This is a genomic window from Mesorhizobium sp. M8A.F.Ca.ET.202.01.1.1, assembly GCF_004791595.1.
GTDB lineage: Bacteria > Pseudomonadota > Alphaproteobacteria > Rhizobiales > Rhizobiaceae > Mesorhizobium.
Genome location: NZ_SRUN01000008.1, coordinates 12917 through 30710 on the forward strand (window position 1 = coordinate 12917; position 17794 = coordinate 30710).

General features: G+C 65.2%; 20 protein-coding genes. 14 read left to right on the forward strand and 6 right to left on the reverse strand.

Annotated features, from left to right (window positions below; genetic code table 11):
• Window positions 1–69: 69 nt before the first annotated feature.
• From EN845_RS18025 to hrcA, 3 genes are all read right to left on the reverse strand, one after another.
• On the reverse strand, window positions 70–1419 hold the full coding sequence (locus tag EN845_RS18025; protein WP_127871086.1) for a sorbosone dehydrogenase family protein: 1350 nt from the start codon (window positions 1417–1419) through the stop codon (window positions 70–72).
• Between the two features lie 86 nt (window positions 1420–1505).
• Window positions 1506–1703, reverse strand: coding sequence for a hypothetical protein (locus tag EN845_RS18030; protein ID WP_127277913.1), 198 nt, complete (start codon window positions 1701–1703; stop codon window positions 1506–1508).
• Window positions 1704–1741: 38 nt separating this feature from the next.
• Complete coding sequence (hrcA, locus tag EN845_RS18035; RefSeq protein WP_127277912.1) at window positions 1742–2824, reverse strand: heat-inducible transcriptional repressor HrcA; 1083 nt, start codon at window positions 2822–2824, stop codon at window positions 1742–1744.
• 192 nt (window positions 2825–3016) lie between these two features.
• Between hrcA and rph the strand changes: the two genes are divergently transcribed.
• The 5 genes from rph (at window position 3017) to EN845_RS18065 (ending at window position 6477) form a co-directional block, all read left to right on the forward strand.
• Window positions 3017–3733: a ribonuclease PH gene (rph, locus tag EN845_RS18040; RefSeq protein ID WP_127277911.1), complete on the forward strand. Its 717-nt coding sequence runs from the start codon at window positions 3017–3019 to the stop codon at window positions 3731–3733.
• 183 nt (window positions 3734–3916) lie between these two features.
• Window positions 3917–4327 (forward strand): VOC family protein, encoded by a 411-nt coding sequence (locus tag EN845_RS18050; protein ID WP_127871087.1) that lies wholly within the window; start codon window positions 3917–3919, stop codon window positions 4325–4327.
• Window positions 4327–4974 (forward strand): RdgB/HAM1 family non-canonical purine NTP pyrophosphatase, encoded by a 648-nt coding sequence (gene rdgB, locus EN845_RS18055; RefSeq protein ID WP_127277909.1) that lies wholly within the window; start codon window positions 4327–4329, stop codon window positions 4972–4974. The genes EN845_RS18050 and rdgB overlap by 1 nt, the downstream gene beginning before the upstream one ends.
• Entirely contained in the window at window positions 4971–6149 is a 1179-nt protein-coding gene (gene hemW / locus EN845_RS18060; protein ID WP_127871088.1) for a radical SAM family heme chaperone HemW, read from the forward strand. The genes rdgB and hemW overlap by 4 nt, the downstream gene beginning before the upstream one ends.
• 4 nt (window positions 6150–6153) lie before the next feature.
• Window positions 6154–6477: a low molecular weight protein tyrosine phosphatase family protein gene (locus EN845_RS18065; RefSeq protein WP_127871089.1), complete on the forward strand. Its 324-nt coding sequence runs from the start codon at window positions 6154–6156 to the stop codon at window positions 6475–6477.
• A 55-nt stretch (window positions 6478–6532) separates the two neighbouring features.
• Here EN845_RS18065 and EN845_RS18070 read toward each other — a convergent pair whose 3' ends face one another.
• Both EN845_RS18070 and EN845_RS18075 read right to left on the reverse strand, forming a co-directional pair.
• Window positions 6533–6721, reverse strand: a complete 189-nt coding sequence (locus EN845_RS18070; RefSeq protein ID WP_127871090.1) for a hypothetical protein — start codon at window positions 6719–6721, stop codon at window positions 6533–6535.
• Window positions 6722–6728: 7 nt separating this feature from the next.
• Window positions 6729–6914, reverse strand: a complete 186-nt coding sequence (locus EN845_RS18075) for a hypothetical protein (protein WP_127871091.1) — start codon at window positions 6912–6914, stop codon at window positions 6729–6731.
• 189 nt (window positions 6915–7103) lie between these two features.
• Here EN845_RS18075 and rsmI point away from each other — a divergent pair, with 189 nt between their 5' ends.
• Window positions 7104–8006, forward strand: coding sequence for a 16S rRNA (cytidine(1402)-2'-O)-methyltransferase (gene rsmI / locus EN845_RS18080; protein ID WP_127871092.1), 903 nt, complete (start codon window positions 7104–7106; stop codon window positions 8004–8006).
• Entirely contained in the window at window positions 7999–8376 is a 378-nt protein-coding gene (locus EN845_RS18085) for a YraN family protein (RefSeq protein WP_015314716.1), read from the forward strand. The genes rsmI and EN845_RS18085 overlap by 8 nt, the downstream gene beginning before the upstream one ends.
• A gap of 252 nt (window positions 8377–8628) precedes the next feature.
• Here EN845_RS18085 and EN845_RS18095 read toward each other — a convergent pair whose 3' ends face one another.
• Window positions 8629–9435, reverse strand: coding sequence for an undecaprenyl-diphosphate phosphatase (locus tag EN845_RS18095; RefSeq protein ID WP_127871094.1), 807 nt, complete (start codon window positions 9433–9435; stop codon window positions 8629–8631).
• Window positions 9436–9606: 171 nt separating this feature from the next.
• Here EN845_RS18095 and EN845_RS18100 point away from each other — a divergent pair, with 171 nt between their 5' ends.
• From EN845_RS18100 to dapB, 7 genes are all read left to right on the forward strand, one after another.
• Window positions 9607–10299, forward strand: a complete 693-nt coding sequence (locus EN845_RS18100; protein ID WP_015314714.1) for a glutathione S-transferase family protein — start codon at window positions 9607–9609, stop codon at window positions 10297–10299.
• Window positions 10280–11434, forward strand: a complete 1155-nt coding sequence (gene queG / locus EN845_RS18105; RefSeq protein ID WP_127871095.1) for a tRNA epoxyqueuosine(34) reductase QueG — start codon at window positions 10280–10282, stop codon at window positions 11432–11434. The genes EN845_RS18100 and queG overlap by 20 nt, the downstream gene beginning before the upstream one ends.
• The gene (locus EN845_RS18110; protein WP_127871096.1) at window positions 11431–12351 is read left to right on the forward strand and encodes an SDR family NAD(P)-dependent oxidoreductase; all 921 of its coding nucleotides are present in this window, start codon (window positions 11431–11433) and stop codon (window positions 12349–12351) included. Before queG ends, EN845_RS18110 begins: the two co-directional genes overlap by 4 nt.
• Window positions 12352–12452: 101 nt before the next feature.
• The gene (gene mepA / locus EN845_RS18115; RefSeq protein WP_127871097.1) at window positions 12453–13544 is read left to right on the forward strand and encodes a penicillin-insensitive murein endopeptidase; all 1092 of its coding nucleotides are present in this window, start codon (window positions 12453–12455) and stop codon (window positions 13542–13544) included.
• Between the two features lie 336 nt (window positions 13545–13880).
• Window positions 13881–14906 (forward strand): glucokinase, encoded by a 1026-nt coding sequence (locus tag EN845_RS18120; RefSeq protein ID WP_127871098.1) that lies wholly within the window; start codon window positions 13881–13883, stop codon window positions 14904–14906.
• 153 nt (window positions 14907–15059) lie between these two features.
• Window positions 15060–16919, forward strand: a complete 1860-nt coding sequence (locus tag EN845_RS18125) for an ABC transporter ATP-binding protein (protein ID WP_127871099.1) — start codon at window positions 15060–15062, stop codon at window positions 16917–16919.
• Window positions 16916–17761 carry a 4-hydroxy-tetrahydrodipicolinate reductase gene (gene dapB, locus EN845_RS18130; protein WP_127871100.1) on the forward strand — a complete coding sequence of 282 codons (846 nt, stop codon included), beginning with the start codon at window positions 16916–16918 and terminating at the stop codon, window positions 17759–17761. Before EN845_RS18125 ends, dapB begins: the two co-directional genes overlap by 4 nt.
• Window positions 17762–17794: the final 33 nt, after the last annotated feature.

Here is a 17794-nt window from a genome sequence, read left to right on the forward strand (position 1 = left end):
CTCCGGGAGAACGCCCTGCGCGCGGGATTCGCTTACACCAGACGGCAATGGTCCGGCCGCAAGGACGGGTCAGGATCGGCCGCCGTTATAAGTCACGCGCCAGATCGTGCCGTTGCCGTCTTCGCTCACGATCAACGATCCGTCGCCGGCCACCGCCACGCCCACGGGCCGGCCCCACACCTCGCCATTGGAGGCCACGAAGCCGGTCATGAAATCTTCATATTCCCCGGTCGGCTTGCCGTCCTTGAACAGGAGGCGGACGATCTTGTAGCCGGTCCTGTTGCCGCGGTTCCAGGAGCCGTGCAGGGTCACGAAGGCATCGCCTCGATACTCCTCGGGAAAGCTTTTGCCATCATAGAACGCGATGTTGAGCGGCGCCGAATGCGCCTGCATCAGCACGTCGGGAATATCAGCCTTGCCGGCGAGGTCGGGACGCTCGCCCTTGTGGCGCGGGTCCTCATTGTTGCCGATGTAATACCAGGGCCAGCCATAGAAGGCGCCTTCCCTGACCGATGTCGCGTATTCGGCCGGCACATTGTCGCCGAGTGCGTCGCGTTCGTTGACGACGCACCACGGCGCGCCGGTTGCCGGCTGCACGGTCATGCCCGAACAGTTGCGTAGCCCGGTGGCGACGACGCGGCCGTTCTTGCCGTCCGGGTCGAAGGCCCGCACCTCGGCCCGGCCCGCCTCGGAACCCCAACTGGCGCCGAGCGGCTTGGACTTGACCCAGGCGTCGAGCCCGCCTCTGGGTCTTTTGCCCATATTCTCGGCGACATTCGAGCCGGAGCCGACGGAGAGGTAAAGTGTCTTGCCGTCGGGCGAAAAGGCGATGTCGCGCGTCCAGTGGTGGTTCGCCGGAATGTTGTCGACGATGGTTTGCGAACCGCCCGAGGCCTTCAGGTCGCCATTGCGATAGGCAAAGCGCACAATGCTGTCGCTGCTGGCGACATAGACCCATTGCGGATCGTTGCCCAAGGGATAGAAGGCAATGCCATAGGGCTGGTTGAGGCCGCCGGCGAAGATGCCGTTTTCGGCGGGTTTCGCGCTGTCCTTCGTCAGGCGATAAACGCGGATCTGGTTGGCTTCGCTGTCGGCGACGAACAGGTCGCCGTTCGGCGCGACGCGCACGACGCGCGGATTGTCGATCCCCGAGGCGATCAGCTCGGCCGAAAACCCGGACGGCAGGCGTGGCTTCGCATCCGCCGGCATGTCGACAATGCCGGCGCCGTTCGAGGCGGATTTGGTGGCATAGGGTTTAGGCAGGTCTTCCGGCTTGATCAGCCGGCGTACACCGGGCCTGTCCGCCCGCCAGTCGCCGAAAGCCGCCGCGCCTTTGAGCGCAGGCTGATCGGCCTGCTGGGCGAGAGCCGCGGTCGTGAGAAACAGTGCGGACATCGCCAGTCCGGCCAATCGCATCATTTCCTCCACTCGATCGTGAAGGAAATTAACGATCGGTCTGTCCCTGGGTTCCCTCACGCACGATGGTTCGAAGCAAACGTCAGGAATCAGGTCCCGGCAGCGTAAAAATCGTCATCCAGGCGTTTTTCCAGGGCAACGAGATCGGCGGGCAACGGCAGGCCCATGGCGCGCATTTCGCGCAGTTTTTCGCGCAGCTGTTCCTGAATTTCGTGCTGGTCTTCCGGCTGGTTGACCATCTCTTCGAGCAGCAGACTGATCTGGGCCTTGAATGATTCCAGCGCCATTCTTTTTCTCCTTTGCGGCCTGTCTCGATTTTAGGACCTTAGCGCAGCATGCGGGAAATCAGCTGCGCCGTGTAATCCACCATCGGCACGATGCGGGCATAGTTGAGCCGGGTCGGGCCGATGACGCCGAGCGCGCCGACGACGCGCGCGTCCTTGTCGCGATAGGGGGCCACCACCAGCGATGAGCCCGACAGCGAAAACAGCTTGTTTTCCGAACCGATGAAGATGCGCACGCCCGATCCCTCCTCGGCGAGGTCGAGCAACTGGATCAGGCCGTCCTGCGTCTCCATGTCCTCGAACAGATGGCGCAGCAATTCGATGTCGGCCTGGGCGGTGACGTTTTCGAGCAGATTGGCGCGGCCGCGCACGATGAGCCGCGCCGGCAGCCCGCTTTCGGCGCCCGCCCACACCGCCAGTCCCTTCTCGACGAGGTCCTGCGACAGCGTGTCGAGCGCCGCCCTTGTCTCTTCCTTGATGCGGGCGATCTCGGTGCGCGCCTCGGCCAAAGTGCGGCCGCGAATATGGGCGTTGAGGAAATTAGAGGCCTCGTGCAATTGCGAGACTGTGATGCCGGCCGGCAGGTCGACGACGCGGTTCTCGACATCGCCATTCTGGGACACCAGCACGGCCAGCGCCTTGGTCGGCTCCAACTGGATGAATTCGATGTGCTTCAGCGCCACCTCGTTCTTGGCGGCCAGCACCAGCCCGGCGCCGCGCGACATGCCCGACAGCATCTGGCTGGCCTCGGTCAGCATGTGCTCCAGCGTCGCGCCCGAGCCGGAGGCCCGCACCTGCGCTTCGATGGTGCGGCGCTCCTCGTCGGAAAGGTCGCCGAGTTCCATGAAGGCGTCGACGAAGAAACGCAGGCCGGCCTGCGTCGGCAGACGCCCGGCCGAAATGTGCGGCGCGTAGATCAGCCCGAGATGCTCGAGGTCGCTCATCACATTGCGGATGGTGGCGGGCGACAGCGAGGACGGCAGGATGCGCGACAGGCTGCGCGAGCCCACGGGTTCGCCATCCCTGAGGTACGAATCGACGATGCGCCGGAAGATGTCGCGCGAGCGCATGTCGAGCGATTGAAGCGCGGGCGACCGCGACGCGGGATCGACTGCCTTGGTCATTGCGCCAAAAACCTCCGGCTCAAGGATATAGACTTCCGTTACCCGCGCGCAACCCGGTGTCTGTGTCAGATCACCCGGTGTCTGTGCCAGATCACCCGGTGCCGGATCGCTCGGCCATTTTCCTTTGCGCCATGGGCTTGGTGGGGCTACAAGCCGGCCACGATTCCGAAAAATGACTGGAAAGAAGCCTGAATGCGCCCCTCCAAACGCCAATTCGACGAAATGCGCGCCATCTCCTTCGAGCGCGGCGTCTCCAAGCATGCCGAAGGCTCGTGCCTGGTGAAATTCGGCGACACGCATGTCCTGTGCACCGCGAGCCTCGAGGAAAAGGTACCGGGCTGGATGCGCAATTCCGGCAAGGGCTGGGTCACGGCTGAATACGGCATGCTGCCGCGCTCGACCGGAGAGCGCATGCGCCGCGAGGCTTCCGCCGGCAAGCAGGGCGGCCGCACGCTGGAAATCCAGCGCCTGATCGGCCGTTCACTGCGCGCCGTGGTCGACCTGCAGGCGCTGGGTGAACAGCAGATCACCGTCGACTGCGACGTCATCCAGGCCGATGGCGGCACCCGCACCGCTTCGATCACCGGCGGCTGGGTGGCGCTCCATGACTGCCTGCGCTGGATGGAAGCGCGGCAGATGGCCAGCGTTTCGAAGGTGCTGAAGGATCATGTCGCCGCGATTTCCTGCGGCATCCATGACGGCCAGCCGGTCATCGATCTCGACTATATCGAGGATTCCTCGGCCGGCACCGACGCCAATTTCGTCATGACCGGCAAGGGCGGCATCGTCGAGATCCAGGGCACCGCCGAGGGCGAGCCCTTTTCCGAGGCGCAGTTCGCGGACTTGATGGGATTGGCCAAGAAGGGCATTTCCCGGTTGGTCAGCCTGCAGCAGATGGCGGTGGCGTAGGATTTTGATGCCGAGTCCAGGCGCCCCCCTCTGTCCTGCCGGGCATCTCCCCCACGAGGGGGGAGATTGGCAGTTTGGCTGGCCGTGCCTGCCCTTCAACGTTGAAAAGTGGCGAAAGCTACTGATACAGCCAATCTCCCCCCTCGTGGGGGAGATGCCCGGCAGGGCAGAGGGGGGCGCCTCGTGACACCTTCCGCAATCCTGGAATCGGCCCTCTACGTCACCGACCTGCCTGCCGCCGAGCGCTTCTACACCGACATCCTCGGCCTCATCCTCCTCGGCAAGGTGGAAGGCCGCCACCTCTTCTTCCGCTGCGGCCCGTGCGTTCTGCTCATCTTCAACGCCGAGGCGACCAAAATTCCGCACGCACCGGACGCGAAGCTGAAAGTACCGCCGCACGGCGCGGTTGGCGAAGGCCATCTGTGCTTTGCCGCAACCGCCGCTGAAATCGACGGCTGGAAAGCCCATCTTCAAGCGAAGAAAATCGCCATCGAAAGCGAATTCGAATGGCCGCAAGGTGGCCGTTCGATCTATATACGCGACCCCTCGGGCAATTCGATCGAGTTCGCCGAGCCGAGAATCTGGGGCCTTTGATGCATTCACTCCATGGCAAGAAGATCGTCGTCGCCAGCCACAATGAAGGCAAGCTGCGCGAATTCGCCGACCTGATGGGTCCGTTCGGCTTCGAGGCGAAGTCGGCCAAGGAGTATGGCCTGCCCGAACCGGACGAGACCGGCACCACCTTCGAGGAAAACGCCTACATCAAGGCCTTCGCGGCCGCGAAGGCGACCGGCCTGCCGGCGCTGTCGGACGATTCCGGCCTCTGCGTCGACGCGCTCGATGGCGCGCCAGGCGTCTACACCGCCAACTGGGCCGAGACGCCGGAAGGATCGCGCGATTTCGCCATGGCCATGCAGCGCACCGAAGTGGCGCTGCAGGAAGTCGGCGCGGCCACGCCCGAACGGCGCACCGGCCGCTTCGTCGCCGTCATCTGCCTCGCTTTTCCCGACGGCGAGGCCGAATATTATCGCGGCGAGGCCGAGGGCGCTCTGGTCTGGCCGCCGCGCGGCGAACTCGGCTTCGGCTACGATCCGGTATTCCTGCCCAATGGCTTCGACAAAACCTTCGGCGAGATGAATGCGGAGGAAAAGCACGGCTGGAAGCCAGGCCAGGCGACGGCGCTGTCGCATCGCGCCCGCGCCTTCCAGAAATTCGCGCGCGCTCGGCTTGGTTCGGAATGATCGGGTCCAGCACCACCATGGCGCTCGACCGCAGTCCCGGCTTCGGCGTCTACGTGCATTGGCCGTTCTGCGCGGCCAAGTGCCCCTATTGCGACTTCAACAGCCATGTCCGCCACCAGCCGGTCGACCAGGAGCGCTTTGCCGCCGCCTTCGAGGCCGAGCTTGCGACGATGCGCCAGCGCACCGGGCCGCGCGAAGTGACCAGCATCTTCCTCGGCGGTGGCACGCCGTCGCTGATGAAGCCAGAAACCGTGGCCAGGGTTCTGGACGCGGTGGCCAAGAACTGGGCGGTGCCTGACGGCATCGAGGTGACGCTTGAGGCCAACCCGTCCTCGGTCGAGGCGGAGCGGTTTCGTGGTTACCGGATCGCGGGGGTCAACCGCGTCTCGCTCGGCGTGCAGGCCCTGAACGACAAGGATCTGCGCTTCCTCGGCCGGCTGCACAACGTCGAGGAAGCCCTGCACGCCATCGCGCTCGCGCGCGAAATCTTTCCGCGCCTGTCCTTCGACCTGATCTATGCCCGCCCCGGACAGACGCCGGAGGATTGGCAGGCGGAACTCGAACAGGCGATCGGCCATGCCGCCGACCATCTGTCGCTCTACCAGCTGACCATCGAGGAAGGCACGCCCTTCCATGCGCTGCACGCGGCGAAGAAATTCGCCATTCCCGATAACGACCACGCCGCCGACCTCTATGCGCTGACGCAGGAGATCACGTCGGCGCATGGTTTGCCGGCTTATGAGATTTCCAACCACGCGCGGCCAGGCGCCGAGAGCCGGCACAATCTGACCTACTGGCGCTACGGCGAATATGTCGGCGTCGGCCCCGGCGCGCATGGCCGCTTCGTCGAGAACGGCCATCGGGTGGTGACGATTGCTGAGAGAATGCCGGAAACCTGGGCCAACCTGGTCGAGGCCAAGGGCCATGGCATAACCGGCGGCGAGCTCCTGACTCGCTCCGAAGAGGCCGACGAATTCCTGCTGATGGGGCTCAGGCTCGCCGAAGGCATCGACCTCACCCGCTACGAAGCGTTTTCCGGGCGCGGCCTGTCGAGCGCGCGGCTGTCGGTGCTGCAAGGCGAGGGGCTGGTGGCGCCGATCGGCAACACGCGGCTGCGCGCCACGCCCGCCGGCATGATCGTGCTCGACGCCGTGGTGGCGGACCTGGCGCCCTAATCCTTTGAAAAAACTCCTCTTCGTCTGCAGCCAGAACCGGCTGCGCAGCCCGACCGCCGAGCAGGTGTTTTCCACCCGCCGCGACATCGAGGTCGAATCGGCCGGCACCAATCACGATGCCGACAATCCGCTGACGCACGAACTGGTCGCCTGGGCTGACATCATTTTTGTCATGGAGAAAACCCACCGCACCAAACTGCAGAAGAAATTCAAGGCCAGCCTGAAGGCGGCCAAGGTGATCTGCCTCGACATTCCGGATGACTACAAATTCATGGACCCGGAGCTGATCGAGCTTCTGAAAGCGCGCGTTTCACGATATCTGGACTGAGCGCCTGGCCCAGCGTTCGCCACCTTGGGCGGCCGCCTCGCCGATCTGAATCAGATCAGGCGTCGTGTTTGTGGCGGTGCTTTCCGCGCTCTTTCTCGGCGTGCGCCTCGCCATTCCGGACTGGCTTTGCGTTGTCCTTGTCGCGGCGGCCACGGTGCTGGTCGCCCAAAGAGGGCAGGGGTGCGCCGTTGCGGGCGTTTTTCGTTTCAAGACGGGTGATGAAGATATCGAAGCGATTGGGCATCGTCCGGTCAGTGCTCCGTCGTGCTGTCGGGTTTGTTGTCGGAAAGCCTGACATTGGTCGGCAAGGCACTCGCGGCCTGCTTGGTCAGGCTGGTGTCGTTCCGGGCTGGCAGCCGCTTGTCCTGGCGTGCGGCAATCCGGCTGCGACCGGCATAGTAGGGCGCGAAAGCGTCCTGAATCGTCAGGCTGTCCATTCCTGTCCTCCCCAAGGGAATCAGGGGCTAAATCTGCCAAAACCGGTTTCGTTCCCTACTGTGGCGAAGGAATGGCGGCCACCTTACATCGGCGTGAGTTTTGCAAGCCGGCGCCAGCCATGCCAAACAAGTTTTGGCAGGCCAAACAAGTTTTGGCAGGCCAAACAGGCTTGAACGGAGACGGCATCGGTGACTGGCGAGACGGGCAAGCGCAGCTATGTGGTCGGGCAGACCGAAATCGCGGCCCGCCCGCTCGATCCGGCGCTTTATCTGGTGGCGACGCCGATCGGCAATCTGGCCGACATCACGCTGCGCGCGCTGGAGACGCTGGCCGCCGCCGACATCGTCGCCTGCGAGGACACGCGTGTGTCGCGGGTGCTGCTCGACCGCTACGGCATCCGCCGACGCACCACGGCCTATCACGAGCACAATGCCGGCGAGGCCGGGCCGAAACTGATCGCGGCACTTGCGGCAGGCCAGAGCGTGGCGCTGATTTCCGACGCCGGCACGCCGCTGGTTTCCGATCCCGGCTACCGGCTGGTCGGCGAGGCGCTCGACCAGGGCATTCGCGTCGTGCCGATTCCCGGCCCGTCGGCGCCGCTTGCCGCGCTGACGGCGTCGGGCCTGCCGTCCGACGCCTTCCTGTTCGCCGGCTTCTTACCGGTCAAGGTTGGTCAGAGGCTGTCGCGGCTGGAGGCGCTGAGGGCGGTACCGGCGACGCTGATCTTCTTCGAATCGCCGCGCCGGCTGGCCGAATCGCTCGGCGCCATGGTCCAGGCGCTGGGCGGCGACCGCAAAGCCGCCATCGGCCGGGAATTGACCAAGACTTTCGAGGAAATCCGCACCGGCACGCTGCGGGAGCTTGCCGATCATTACGCGGCGGCGGACACGCCGAAGGGCGAGATCGTCGTCTGCATCGGTCCCGCCGAGGCCAAGGCCGACGAACCGGAAGACATCGACCGCCTGCTTTTGTCGCTGGCGGCGGAGATGCCGGCCTCCAAGGCGGCGGCGGAAGCGGCGAAAATGACCGGCGGCCAGAAGCAGGCGCTCTACCGGCGGCTGCTTGAACTTAGAGAAGGCCGCGATGGCTGAACGCCCGAGCGCCAGCCGTCAAAAGGCCTACCGGCGCGGCCATCGCGGCGAATGGCTGGCGGCTGCCGCGCTGATGCTGAAAGGCTACCGGATCCTGGCGCGCCGCCATCGCACCCGCTTCGGCGAGATCGACCTGATCGCCCGGCGCGGCGATCTGGTGCTGTTCGTCGAGGTCAAGGCGCGCCGCACGCTGATCGAGGCCATGGAGGCGATCGGCCACGAATCGGAGCGCCGCATCGAGGGCGCGGCCGACATCTGGCTGTCGCGCCAGCCGGACTATGGCAGGCTGTCGATGCGCTTCGACATGGTCGCAGTGCTGCCCTGGCGTTGGCCCGTGCATGTCCCGAATGCGTTTTATGGACGAAGCTAGGCTCGTTGCCGGAGGCAATCCATTCGTTGAAGTTAGTGCTGCCCCTCATCGCCCTGCCGGGCACTTCTCCCCGTATAGTGACGGGGAGAAGTGAGCTGGCCGCAGCGACGGCGACCTTCTTGCAACCGCTGTAGTTGGCGAAATCGCGGACAACAGCGCCCTCTCCCCGTCCCTATACGGGGAGAGGATGCCGGCAGGCAGGTGAGGGGCAGCGCTAACGTTCGGCGGCCCCAACCGAACCGGTCGCTGCAATCAACCCCAGATCATCAGCGCAACCAGCCCGACAATACCCACCACCAGCCGCCACCAGCCGAACAGCGAGTAGCCGTTGCGCGAGACGTAATCGAGCAGGAGGCGCACCACGAACAGCGCCGTGACGAAGGCGGCGACGAAGCCGATGGCGATGATCGGCAGGTCGGCCGAGGTCAGCACGTTGCGGTTCTTGAACAGGTCGAAGGCGAAGGCGCCGACCATGGTCGGGATGGCAAGGAAGAAGGAAAATTCCGCCGCCGCCCGCTTGTCGACGCCCAGAAGCAGCGCTCCGACGATGGTCGAGCCCGAGCGCGACGTGCCGGGGATCAGCGACAGGCACTGGAACAGGCCGATCTGCAGGTAAAGCCGGGTCGGAAACCGCTCGACGTCGCGATAGACCGGCTTGAGGTTCATGCGGTCGACGACCAGCAGCACCACGCCGCCGATGATCAGCATGATGCAGATCAGTCGTGGCGATTCGAACAGCACCGTCTTGATGAAATCGTGCGCCAGCGCGCCAATGATCGCCGCCGGCAGGAAGGCGATGAGGATGCCGATGACGAAATGCCGCGTCAGCCGGTCATGCGGCAGGTCGAGCAGCATCTGCCACAGGCGGCGGAAATAGACGCTGAGGATCGCCAGGATGGCGCCGAGCTGGATCAGGATCTCGAAGGCCTTGCCGGTCGACTGGAAGCCGAGGAAATGGCCGGCGAGCAGGATATGGCCGGTCGAGGATACCGGTATGAATTCGGTCAACCCCTCCAGCAGGCCGAGCAGCAGGGCTTCGACGATGGTCTGGCTTTCCATTTCTACCTCGGCATTGGCGTGATGGCTAACGGAATGGCTTGCTTGTCATGGCGCCGAAGTGCCCCTATAGGTCGCAACACCCCTGACGGCCCGCAAACCGGGCGGCCAAGACTTACCGGTGCGCCCGGCGATTCGCCAGTCCACACTCGTGCGCTTTATCATCGCGGAACCATGCTGACGCTTTTCCACCATCCCATGTTCGCTACCTGCCGCTTCGTCCGCCTCGCCTTTGGCGAGTATGGCGAGGAGCTGGCGCTGATCGAGGAAAAGCCGTGGACGCGGCGCAAGGAGTTCCTGGCGCTGAACCCGGCCGGCACGCTGCCGATCCTGCTGGCCGAGGGCGACGTGCCGATCATTGGCGCGACGGTGATCTCGGAATATCTCGACGAGACCCGCGGTGTGCTGAAGCGCGACAAGCGGCTGTTCGCCGAGGATCCGATGCAGCGCGCCGAAATCCGGCGGCTGATCGACTGGTATCTCAACAAGGCCGAAAGCGAGGTCACCCGCCATCTGGTGCGCGAGCGCGTGCTGAAGCCGGTGATGCCGGAAACCGCGGGCGGCGGCTCGCCCGATTCGGGCGCCATCCGCGCCGCGCGCGCCAACATCCGCCAGCACATGAAATACACCAACTGGCTGGCCGGCACCCGTCACTGGCTGGCCGGTGGCAGGGTCACCTATGCCGATCTCGCGGCCGCCGCGACGCTGTCGGTGCTCGACTATCTCGGCGAGATCGACTGGCGCGAACACCCCGCCGCGCGCGAATGGTACACGCGGGTGAAGTCGCGGCCTTCGTTCCGGCCGCTCTTGACCGACCGCGTGCGCGGCCTGTCGCCGGTGTCGCACTATGCGGACCTCGACTTCTGACGCGGCAAAACTGCGTGCGCTGATCGACGCGGAGGCACGGCGCGCCGGCTTCGATGCCGTCGCCGTCACCTCTCCCGACGCGATTCCGTTGGCGCCGGCGAGACTCGCCGAATTCGTCGCCGACGGCTTTCACGGCTCCATGGACTGGATCGCCGAAACGATTGCGCGCCGCAGCGAGCCCTCCACGCTTTGGCCCAACGTGCGCTCGATCGTCGTGCTGGCGATGAACTACGGGCCAGACCATGATCCACGCGACCTGTTGTCGAAGCGCGACCGTGGCGCCATCTCGGTCTATGCGCAAAACCGCGACTATCATGAGGTGATGAAGGGCCGGCTGAAAGAAATCGCCGGCAAGATCGTCGCACGCGCCGGCGGCGACGTGAAGGTGTTCGTCGACACCGCACCTGTCATGGAAAAGCCGCTGGCCGAGGCAGCAGGGCTCGGCTGGCAGGGAAAACACACCAATCTGGTCAGCCGCGAGCACGGCTCCTGGCTGTTCCTCGGCACCATCTTCACCACGGCCGAACTGGCACCCGACGAGGCCGAGATCGACCATTGCGGCTCTTGCCGCGCCTGCCTCGACGCTTGCCCGACCGACGCGTTCCCGGCGCCTTATAGGCTCGATGCGCGGCGCTGCATCTCCTACCTCACCATCGAGAACAAGGGGCCGATCCCGCATGAATTCCGCGAGGCGATCGGCAACCGCATCTATGGCTGCGACGACTGCCTCGCCGCTTGCCCGTGGAACAAGTTCGCCAGTGCGGCTTCGGAGGCCAAGCTCGCCGCGCGCGACGATTTGCGCGAGCCTGCGCTCGCCGACCTTTTGGCCCTCGACGATGCTGCCTTCCGTGCCTTCTTCTCCGGCTCGCCGATCAAGCGCATCGGCCGCGACCGCTTTGTCCGCAACGTGCTGATCGCCGCCGGCAATTCCGGCGAGGGCGCGCTTGCCGACATCGTTCGGGATCTGCTCGGCGACGCCTCGCCGCTGGTGCGGGGCGCGGCAATTTGGGCGCTGGCGCGGCTGGTGCCGGAAACCGAATATGCCGAACGGGCCGCGAACGGCCTGGAAACCGAGGACGATGCTATGGTGCGCGACGAATGGCGCCTGGCGCGGCCAACCAGGACGCATGCATGAGCGAAAAGCGGGTTCTCATCTTCGGCGCCGGCTATTCGGGCAAGGCTTTTGCCCGCGCCAATACAGGGGCCGCCACCATCTTCGGCACGACACGCTCCGAGGAAAAATTCGATGCGCTGCGCCAGGCCGGCATCGCCCCGCTGCTGTTCGACGGTAAGCTGACGAGCGATATCGGCGAAGTGCTGGAGAAAACCACCCATCTGGTGATCTCGGTCGCCCCGGAAGACGCCGGCGATCCGGTGCTGAATGCCGCCCGGCAAGCAATCGCTCAAATGCCGGGGCTGGAGTGGATCGGCTATCTCTCGACCGTCGGCGTCTATGGCGACTATGGTGGTGCCTGGGTCGATGAAACGGCCCTATGCCGGCCGGTCTCGAAGCGTTCGGTCATGCGGGTCGAGGCCGAGCAGGCCTGGCAGAAGCTCGGCCGGGAAATCGACCGGCCGGTGGCGATCCTGCGGCTCTCCGGCATCTACGGTCCGGGCCGCAACGCGCTGGTCAATCTGGAGAACGGCACCGCGAGGCGGCTGGTCAAGCCGGACCAGGTGTTCAACCGCATCCATTGTGACGACATATCAGGCGCGCTCTGGCATCTGATCGTCGGCAATAGGGGTGGCATCTTCAACGTCACCGATGATGAGCCGGCGCCGCCGCAGGATGTCGTCGCCTATGCCGCATCGCTGATGGGGATCGAGGCGCCGCCCGAAATTCCCTTCGAGACCGCCCAACTTTCGCCCATGGCGCGGTCTTTCTATGGCGAGAACAAGAGGGTCGCCAATGCGGCGCTCAAGGCGGCGGGTTATCGGTTTCGCTTTCCCGACTACCGCGCCGCTTTCGACCATATGTGGGCAAGCGGCGACTGGCGCGACGGCGAGCCGCGCAGCCCAATGAAGGGACAAGCAATTCCAGGAAAAGTGTGAAACGGTTTTCCGTCCGGAATTGCGCCAAAAGGTTAGAGCGATCGAAGCGTCGCATGTTGCGTGCTATGATTCGGGCTTGGGGTTTGGTGGGATCCGGTTTCATGAAGACAGCGACGCGGTCGTCTTTCGGCAAGAGATCACTGCTGGCGGCCGCTCTTGGCTTGCTTGCCCTGACCGGTCTCGCGCAGCCGGCAGCGGCCGAGGAACGGGCGAAAGACTTGTTTGGCGCCGAGAAGCTGCCGACGGCCACCGCCCCGCAATCCTTCGGCTTCTATTCCAAGGGCTGTTTTGCCGGCGGCGTCGCCATTCCGATGGATGGCCCGACCTGGCAGGTGATGCGGCCTTCGCGCAACCGCCGCTGGGGCCATCCGGCGCTGATCGCGCTGATCGAAAGACTGTCGCGCGACGCCGTTGCCGATGGCTGGCCGGGCCTGCTGATCGGTGACATCGCGCAGCCGCGCGGCGGCCCGATGCTGACCGGCCATGCCTCGCACCAGATCGGGCTCGACGCCGACATCTGGCTGACGCCGATGCCCGACCGCACGATGACCAGGGCGCAGCGTGAGACCATGAGCGCCACGCTGATGGTCGAAGACAAGACCCATCTGGTGAAGGACGCGCTGTGGACGCCGGCGCACACGGCTTTGCTGAAGCGGGCCGCAAGCTACCCGCAAGTCGAGCGCATCCTGGTCAATCCGGGCATCAAGAAAAAGCTCTGCGACACCGTCAAGGGCGACCGCTCATGGCTGCGCAAGATCCGGCCGTTCTGGGGCCATGACTACCATTTCCACATGCGCATCGGCTGCCAGCCCGGTTCGCCCACTTGCAAGGGGCAGGAAGCGACGCCCGATGATGATGGCTGCGGCAAGCCGCTGGCCTGGTGGTTCACGCAGGAACCCTGGCGGCCCAACAAGAACCCCGATGCGCCCAAGGCCCGCGACCTGATGACGATGGCCAACCTGCCCAGGGAATGCCGCGCCGTGCTCGACGCGCCCGGGCCTGCCTCGGCGGAGGCGGCGACCTATAACGGTAGCGCTGTGCCGGTCGCGGTGGCGGCGCCCGAACCCGAAGCGCCGTCGCTGCCCGCCACCACGGCCAGCAGCACGGAAGGCCTGCCAAGCGCGTTGAACGCCTTCACCGCGACACCCGAGGTCGGCGTGCCGGTGCCGCGTCCACGGCCGCCGGGGAATTGACGATTGATTGCCGAGGTCGGTGCTGCCCCTCATCGCCCTGCCGGGCACTTCTCCCCGTATAGGGACGGGGAGAAGGAGGCTGGCCGCAGCCTTGGCGCCCTCCTTGCCACGTCAGCGATTGGCGAAACCATCGATGACAGCGCCCCTCTCCCCGTCGCTATACGGGGAAAGGGTGCCGGCAGGCAGGTGAGGGGCGGCGCCGACGGCGCAAGGATCGGATTCAAATTTGAAGCGATTGCCCTGGAACTGAAAGCAAGCGGCTTTCCCTTTGCAGGGCCATGCGCTAGTCAACGGGCAAACAGCGGCACGTAGCCCGGACGGGGAACGGACGAGAGCATGCCAAGCACAGCAGATGACGAGACTTTGCTGCGGTTTCCGATCCTGATTGGCGATATCGGCGGCACCAATGCGCGCTTTTCGATCGTGCTCGACGCCAATTCCGAGGCCGGCGAGCCGACCATCGTCCAGACCGCCAATTACAACACCATCGACGAAGCGATCCAGGCGGCTGTGCTCGACCGCTCCTCGGTCCGGCCCAATTCGGCGGTGCTAGCGGTTGCCGGTCCGGTCGACGGCGACGAGATCGAGCTCACCAATTGTCCCTGGGTCGTCAAGCCGAGGCAGATGTTCGCCAATCTGGGCTTGAGCGACATCGTCGTGCTCAACGATTTCGAGGCGCAGGCGCTGGCCGTCGTCGCGCTCGGCGAAGAGCATATGGAAAAGATCGGCGGCGGCACGCCCGAGCCCAATGCCGGCCGCGTCGTGCTGGGTCCGGGAACCGGGCTCGGCGTCGCCGGGCTGGTCCACGCGCTGCATCACTGGATACCCGTACCCGGCGAAGGCGGCCATATGGACATCGGGCCGCGCACGCCGCGCGATTTCGAGGTCTTCCCGCATATCGAGAAGCTCGAGGGGCGCATTTCGGGCGAGCAGATCCTGTGCGGACGCGGCCTCGTCAACGTCTACCGCGCCGTGGCCAAGGCGGACGGCAAGCCATCGCCCTTCACCACGCCGGCCGAGGTCACCGCCGCGGCGCTGGCCAAGACCGATCCGGTGGCGCAGGAAGCGCTGGAGACCTTCGTTACCTGTCTCGGCCGTACCGCTGGCGACCTTGCCTTGGTGTTCATGAGCCGTGGCGGCGTGTTCCTCACCGGCGGCATCGCGCAAAAGATCGTGCCGGCGCTGAAGGAGGGCAATTTCCGCGCCGCCTTCGAGGACAAGGCGCCGCACAGCGCGCTGATGCGCACCATGCCGGTCTATGTCATCACCCACCCGCTGGCAGCCCTTCTCGGCCTTGCCGCCTATGCCAGGAACCCCTCGCTGTTCGGCGTCCAGACCTCGGGCCGGCGCTGGCAGGCCTAGCTCCTCGACGGGATGTGCCTATTGCCGCGTGGGCGCTTGAGCCGCCCGCGACGAAGTTAATCAGCCGCGGGCATAGGCAAGCCGGCCTCATGGCGCTAAGAGGAGTGCCGAATTGCAGCCTGTCCCAGGCGGAAAACCCACGAAGCTCCCGATTTGACACTTCAAGCTCCAAACAAGCAGAAAGCCAGCATTGGCGAGGTCAACGCCGTGCTGCGCCGCATCCTCTCCGAAAATGGCCGCGATCATCGCTGGTCCTATGTCGTCGCCGTCACCTGCTTGCTGATTGTTTCCGGCACCACTGCCTTCACGGCGTGGATCATGGCCCCGATGATCAACCAGATATTCTACGAACGGCGCGGCGACATGATCGTCTGGATCTGCGCCGGTTTCATGGGAGCTTCCCTGCTGCGCGGCTTCGCCGGTTACGGCCAGGCCGTGGCGTTGGCCAAGATCGGCAACAATCTGGTCGCGCGCTACCAGAAGCGCAGCTTCGACCATCTGATGAAGCTCGGCGTCAACTTCTTCAACGATACGCGTTCCGGTCGGCTGGCGGCACAGGTCAACGAGAATGTCGGCGGCGTCCGCGATCTACTGTCGCTGACACTGACCTCCATCAGCCGCGATGCGGTCACGCTGGTCGCTCTCGTCGGCGTCATGATCTACCAGGATCCGGTGTTGTCGCTCAGCTCGCTGCTGATCGGCCCGCCGCTGATCTGGGCCGTCGTCTACATCACCCGCCGATTGCGGCGTATCAACCGGGAATCCGTGCTGATCAATTCGCGGCTGAACGGTTCCGTGCAGGAGGCCACGCAAGGCATCGCCATCGTCAAGGCCTTCACCCTGGAGCAGGAGCTGGCGCGCCGCATAGGCATCATGGCGGATACGGCCGAACAGCGTAACAACAAGATCGCCCGCGTCTCGGAGCGGCTGTCGCCGATTTCAGAGATTCTGGGCGGTCTCGCTATTACCGCCGTGCTTGCCTATTCCGGCTACCGGGCGCTGGTGCTTGGGCAACCACCGGGCGCGGTGTTTTCCTTCATCACCGCGCTGATCATGGCCTACGACCCGGCAAGACGCCTGGCGCGCACACAGGTGGGCATGGAACGTGCGCTGGTCAACGCGCGCATGATCTACGAGTTGCTCGACCTGGAACCGAAACAGGGCGACGCGCCCGATGCGGTCGAGGCCAGGATCACCACAGGCGAGGTGCGCTTCGACAATGTGACGTTCGGCTACAACGCCGACATGCCGGTGCTGAGGGACCTGAGCTTTACCGCCGCCGCCGGCAAGGTGACGGCGATCGTGGGTGCGTCGGGCGCCGGCAAATCGACGCTGGTGGCGCTCTTGCAGCGCTTCTACGACGTCGACCAGGGCGGTATCGTGGTCGATGGCCAGGACATCTCGAAGGTGACCAAGCATTCGCTGCGGCAGTCGATCGCCTATGTAGCGCAGGCGCCCTATCTGTTCGAGGGCACGATCCGCGACAACATCCGCTACGGCCGCCTGTCGGCCACGGACGCCGAGATCGAGCAGGCGGCAAAACAGGCGGCAGCCGACGAGTTCATCCGCCAGCAGCCGCAAGGTTACGACACGCCGGTCGGCGAAGGTGGCTCGACCCTTTCCGGCGGCCAGCGCCAGCGCGTCTCGATCGCCCGCGCCATCGTGCGCCAGGCGCCGATCCTGCTGCTCGACGAGGCAACCTCGGCGCTTGACAACGAGGCGGAGGCGCGCGTCCAAGAGGCGCTGACGCATGTCATGGAAGGCCGCACGACGATCGTCATAGCGCATCGGCTGTCGACGGTAGTCAATGCCGACCACATCATCGTGCTGGAAGAGGGACGGCTGGTCGAGGAAGGCACGCATGCGACGCTGATGGCCGACCCGCACAGCATCTATGCCCGTTTCCACCGCATACAGGGCGTCAAGGGCCTGGGGCTTGTGGACGACAGCGCGCCGGCCGAGACTTCGGTCCAGGAATTAGAGACCCAGAACATCGCCGGGAGCACGGCATGAGCGAAACATCGGCAACATCAGGCGAGCCGGCAAGCGATATGGGCCTTGTGGTGGTGGGCGCGGCCGGCCGCATGGGCCAGACGCTGATCCGCGCCATCCACGCCATTCCGGGCGCCCGCGTCATCGGTGCGGTCGAGCGCGCGGATTCGCCCCATCTGGGCAAGGATGCAGGCGAACTGGCCGGCGTCGGCCGCATCGACGTGCCGATCGGCAGCGATCCGCTGCCGGTCTTCGCCAAGGCCGATGGCGTGCTCGATTTCACCACCCCGGCCTCGACGGTCGCGTTCGCCGGCTACGCGGCGCAGGCGCGCATCGTCCATGTCATCGGCACGACCGGCTGCTCGACCGACGACAATGCGAAAATCGCTGCCGCCGCGCGCCACGCGACCATCGTCAAGTCGGGCAATATGAGCCTCGGCGTCAACCTGCTGGCGGTGCTGGTCGAACAGGCGGCGCGCGCGCTCGATGCCGACGATTTCGACATCGAGATCCTCGAAATGCACCACAGGCACAAGGTCGACGCGCCGTCGGGCACCGCGCTTCTGCTCGGCGAGGCTGCAGCCGCGGGGCGCGGCATCGCCCTTGCCGGCAATGATGTGCGTTCACGCGACGGCCATACGGGTGTGCGAAAAACCGGCTCGATCGGCTTTGCCACGCTGCGCGGCGGCTCTGTGGTCGGCGACCACAGCGTGATCCTGGCCGGCACCGGCGAGCGCATCACCCTGTCCCATCATGCCGAGGACCGCGCCATATTCGCCCGCGGCGCGGTCAAGGCCGCACTGTGGGCGCGGGGAAAAAAACCGGGCCTTTACTCAATGCGGGACGTTCTTGGGCTTGCCTGAAACGACCCTGAACCATCTTCGTCTTACGCAAGT

Excerpts from the sequence above, each read along its gene's own strand:
- EN845_RS18025 (WP_127871086.1), bottom strand. The coding sequence starts at position 1,419 with ATGATGCGATTGGCCGGACTGGCGATGTCCGCACTGTTTCTCACGACC.
- EN845_RS18030 (WP_127277913.1), bottom strand. The coding sequence starts at position 1,703 with ATGGCGCTGGAATCATTCAAGGCCCAGATCAGTCTGCTGCTCGAAGAG.
- hrcA (WP_127277912.1), bottom strand. The coding sequence starts at position 2,824 with ATGACCAAGGCAGTCGATCCCGCGTCGCGGTCGCCCGCGCTTCAATCG.
- rph (WP_127277911.1), top strand. The coding sequence starts at position 3,017 with ATGCGCCCCTCCAAACGCCAATTCGACGAAATGCGCGCCATCTCCTTC.
- rdgB (WP_127277909.1), top strand. The coding sequence starts at position 4,327 with ATGCATTCACTCCATGGCAAGAAGATCGTCGTCGCCAGCCACAATGAA.
- hemW (WP_127871088.1), top strand. The coding sequence starts at position 4,971 with ATGATCGGGTCCAGCACCACCATGGCGCTCGACCGCAGTCCCGGCTTC.
- EN845_RS18070 (WP_127871090.1), bottom strand. The coding sequence starts at position 6,721 with ATGCCCAATCGCTTCGATATCTTCATCACCCGTCTTGAAACGAAAAAC.
- EN845_RS18075 (WP_127871091.1), bottom strand. The coding sequence starts at position 6,914 with ATGGACAGCCTGACGATTCAGGACGCTTTCGCGCCCTACTATGCCGGT.
- EN845_RS18085 (WP_015314716.1), top strand. The coding sequence starts at position 7,999 with ATGGCTGAACGCCCGAGCGCCAGCCGTCAAAAGGCCTACCGGCGCGGC.
- EN845_RS18095 (WP_127871094.1), bottom strand. The coding sequence starts at position 9,435 with ATGGAAAGCCAGACCATCGTCGAAGCCCTGCTGCTCGGCCTGCTGGAG.
- EN845_RS18100 (WP_015314714.1), top strand. The coding sequence starts at position 9,607 with ATGCTGACGCTTTTCCACCATCCCATGTTCGCTACCTGCCGCTTCGTC.
- queG (WP_127871095.1), top strand. The coding sequence starts at position 10,280 with ATGCGGACCTCGACTTCTGACGCGGCAAAACTGCGTGCGCTGATCGAC.
- EN845_RS18110 (WP_127871096.1), top strand. The coding sequence starts at position 11,431 with ATGAGCGAAAAGCGGGTTCTCATCTTCGGCGCCGGCTATTCGGGCAAG.
- mepA (WP_127871097.1), top strand. The coding sequence starts at position 12,453 with ATGAAGACAGCGACGCGGTCGTCTTTCGGCAAGAGATCACTGCTGGCG.
- EN845_RS18120 (WP_127871098.1), top strand. The coding sequence starts at position 13,881 with ATGCCAAGCACAGCAGATGACGAGACTTTGCTGCGGTTTCCGATCCTG.
- dapB (WP_127871100.1), top strand. The coding sequence starts at position 16,916 with ATGAGCGAAACATCGGCAACATCAGGCGAGCCGGCAAGCGATATGGGC.